At 60.5% G+C, this 3,368-nt stretch carries 4 protein-coding genes; 2 read left to right on the plus strand and 2 right to left on the minus strand.

The genetic code is table 11. The annotated features are described in order from the left end of the window. Both ACPYOI_RS35280 and ACPYOI_RS35285 read right to left on the minus strand, forming a co-directional pair. A partial coding sequence (locus tag ACPYOI_RS35280) for a sugar-binding domain-containing protein (RefSeq protein ID WP_481424083.1) occupies positions 1 to 514 on the minus strand: 514 nt, incomplete at its 3' end. Positions 515 to 651: 137 nt separating this feature from the next. Further along, complete coding sequence (locus tag ACPYOI_RS35285; RefSeq protein WP_481418725.1) at positions 652 to 1,230, minus strand: exopolysaccharide biosynthesis protein; 579 nt, start codon at positions 1,228 to 1,230, stop codon at positions 652 to 654. A gap of 256 nt (positions 1,231 to 1,486) precedes the next feature. On the opposite strand from ACPYOI_RS35285, the gene ACPYOI_RS35290 reads away from it, so the two are divergent. Further along, positions 1,487 to 2,146, plus strand: coding sequence for a response regulator (locus ACPYOI_RS35290; protein WP_481418704.1), 660 nt, complete (start codon positions 1,487 to 1,489; stop codon positions 2,144 to 2,146). Continuing rightward, positions 2,143 to 3,368, plus strand: a 1,226-nt coding sequence (locus ACPYOI_RS35295) for a sensor histidine kinase (protein WP_481424084.1), incomplete at its 3' end; no start/stop codon positions are given. The genes ACPYOI_RS35290 and ACPYOI_RS35295, both read left to right, overlap by 4 nt.

Genomic DNA, 3,368 nt, shown 5'->3' on the forward strand with positions numbered 1-3,368 from the left:
GGGCCTTCACCGCATCCGCCATGCTGAAGATGACGTTGTAATAGGCGGCCGAACCATCCGGCGTGATATTGCCCGTCAGCGATACGATTCGATGGTTGGGGCATTCGATGGTCGGGAGCTGGTCGACGGCGGCCTTCAGCGTGCGGCCGGTCCCGATGGCGAGCACGATCGGATCAGGCCGTCTCAGCCAGCGCTCGATCTCGGCTGCCGCTGCTTCCGCGATGCCGACGGTGGTAGACGAAGCCCCCGGATCGCTCGGCACGATCTCAACATGCTTGAGGTCGAATTTCTCACGCAGCTCGTAGCCGAGTTCCAGACAGGCGGCGATCGGATGATCGAGCCGCACCTTGATGAGCCTTTCGGCAACGGCAAGCGACACCAGGCGCTGGGCAGACTGCCGCGAGATCCCCATGGTAGAGGCAATCTCATCCTGCGTACGGCCAGCGACATAGTAAAGCCAGCCAGCGCGCGCTGCGTCGTCCAGCCGTCCCGGCGTCTCTGTTCGTTTTGCCATCGAGTTCTACCGTAAAAAATGATCCGGCTTTATGCCGGACGCGTAATTCGTTGTGTCTGTTCGCGCTAGATCAGAACAAAATTGGGCAGATGTCGAGTGCGTTGAGAAAATGCCATGCTCTTTGCGCGAAAATCTGTTCATGCAAACAAGTTCGTGACGAAGAAGATGCCAGCCTTGACGAGTCCGTAGGTCACGCCGCTAACGATGATCAGCGAAACGACGGCCGTTGTCATGCCGAACAATGAAAACAGGCCGTCCCTCCCCAATATGGCGAACGCAAACAGGCAGATGGAAAAGGCCGGCAGGATATTGCCGAGCGGGATCGGCAGCGTGAGCACGATCGCAAGCAGGAGACAGATAAAGCCTGCGAAATATTCGGCCGGCGGTTCCACGAGAAATGAAAGCCGCGGATTCAGCATCCTTTCGGCAAAGACAACCCAGCGATGGATGCGTGCAACCACGCCCTCGAAATCCTCGCGCTTCATCGACCGCCGGGCAATCACCTTAGGCAGCCACGGCCTGAGGCCGAATGTAAGCTGCGCGGCGAGCAAGAGCAGCGGTGCCCCAAGAATCGCAGATGTTCCTGGCGGCGTAGGCACAAGATTCGGCAATGCCAGGATCAGCATGAGTGCACCGGTCGCGCGGTCACCCATCACCTCGAAGAAATCGCCGATCGAAATACGCTCGCGGTTTTTGTCGCCCGCAAGCTGCCGCAGGATGGCCGAAAGCCGCGGCGCCCCGAGGCGCGGTTTCCTGGCAAACCGCCTGCGAAAGTTTCTTATTCCTTCGATTGTCATAGTTTCCGGCTTGCCGAGTTCCGGCAGGTATCATCCAAATTTGAATCCTCCTCGTGGAATACGCCGCCATCATGGCTATGGCGACTCCTGATCGCAGTCATTGCATTTTTCGCCCCCATGCCTCGCTTGACCCTCGAGTGCAGGCGGCGCTAGAGCTTTTCTCAGGAGAAACCGCGTGCGAATTCTGCTGATTGAAGACGACTGGATGATCGGAGAAGCGGTACGCGATCATGTCGGCGCGTCCGGGCACGCGATCGACTGGATGCGAAAGATCGGCGACGCACAGATCGCTGCAGCCTCCGTCGATTATGGTCTCATCTTACTCGATCTCCAGCTTCCAGACGGCACAGGCATCGACTTTCTGAGAAGGCTGCGCGCCAAGGGCACGACGACACCCGTGATTATCCTCACCGCGCGCGACCAGATTTCCGACCGCATCGAAGGACTGAACGCCGGCGCCGACGATTATCTCGTCAAACCGTTCAATCTCGGAGAATTGGAGGCGCGCATCATGGCCGTCGCCCGCCGCTACAGCGCCAATCCGCGGCCGGTCATCCGTATTGCCGATATCGAGATCGACCGGCCGCAGCACAAGCTTGCCGTCGCCGGCGAAGTGGTCGTGCTGACGAGCCGCGAATGGGCCGTTCTCGATCTACTCACCGCCCGCCCCGGCGCGATCGTGCCGAAGGACCGGATCGAGGAAGCGCTTTACGCCTTCGGCTCGGAGATCGAAAGCAATACGGTCGAAGTCTACGTCAGCCGGCTGCGCAAGAAGATTGGCCGGGACAGGATCAAGACCGCGCGCGGCATCGGCTACACCCTGGCGGAAGCATGAAGCGCGAACCCAGCATCGTCGTTCCGCTCATTCTGGCGCTCACGGGCGTCGTGGTCGTCTTCTGGCTCCTCGCGATCGGGCTCGGCATTCGGGTGATTCAGGGAGAAGTCGACGAGCTTTTCGACAGCGCTCAGCGGGAGGCAACCGAGCGTCTTCTGGCCCTTATTGTCGATGACCTCAACCAGCGCGACCAGGCCGATTTCCCCAGTGTCCCAACCCTCAATACCGCCGCCAGCCGCGAATATCTGACCTATCAGGTGCGTGACAGGAACGGGAATGTCGTTCTCCGTTCGCACGATGCCTCGCCGAAGCCTTTCGATGCACCTCTCGCGCGTGGCTTTCACGACAACGATCGCCAGCGGATCTATACCGAAGCGACTGCCGACGGCACGCTCTTCATGCAGGTGGCGGATCGTCTCGCCAATCGTCGCGAGGCGGTGCGCGAAAGCGCCGTCACGCTGCTGCTGCCGCTGATTGTGCTGATCCCGGCAAGTATTTTCGCCATCTGGTTCGTCGTCGGCCGAGCATTGAAGCCGATCGAAGTATTACGCCGCGAGATCGCCACGAAGGACAGCGGCAATATGGCGGCGGTCGACGACGGCAGGTTGCCGAAGGAAATCAAACCGATTGCCCGCTCTGTCAACCTGCTTCTCGGCCGTCTCCGCTCTGCGCTCGAAGCCGAACGGGAATTTAGCGCAAACAGCGCTCATGAACTCCGCACACCGATTGCCGGTGCGCTGGCGCAGGTGGAGCGCCTGGCCGAAGAACTGCCGGACGGCGCTGCCAGGACGCGCGCGCGGCAGATCGAAAACTCGCTCGTCAATCTCGGCCGCCTAGCCGAAAAGCTGCTGCAGCTTTCGCGAGCCGAAGCAGGTATCGGCGCAAGCGACACTGCAACGGACCTTCGCCAGGTGCTCGACATGATCGTTGGCGACTACCAGCGCGATAGCCGCACCAACGGGCGGCTCAGCTATACGGCCGACATCGGGGCAACGCTTCTCCGCAATGCCGATATCGATGCTTTTGGCATCGTGATGCGCAATCTCATCGAAAACGCACTTCTGCACGGCGATCAGGACCTGCCCGTCCGGATCAGCTTCGATGAGGCCGGGACCATCCGGATCGTCAACGGCGGTGCTGCTATCGAGGAAACTGATCTGGCCGTCCTCAAGAAGCGCTTCCGGCGCGGCTCAACCGGCGCATTGGGATCAGGTCTGGGTCT

The organism is Rhizobium sp. SVR5-2C (assembly GCF_056755115.1).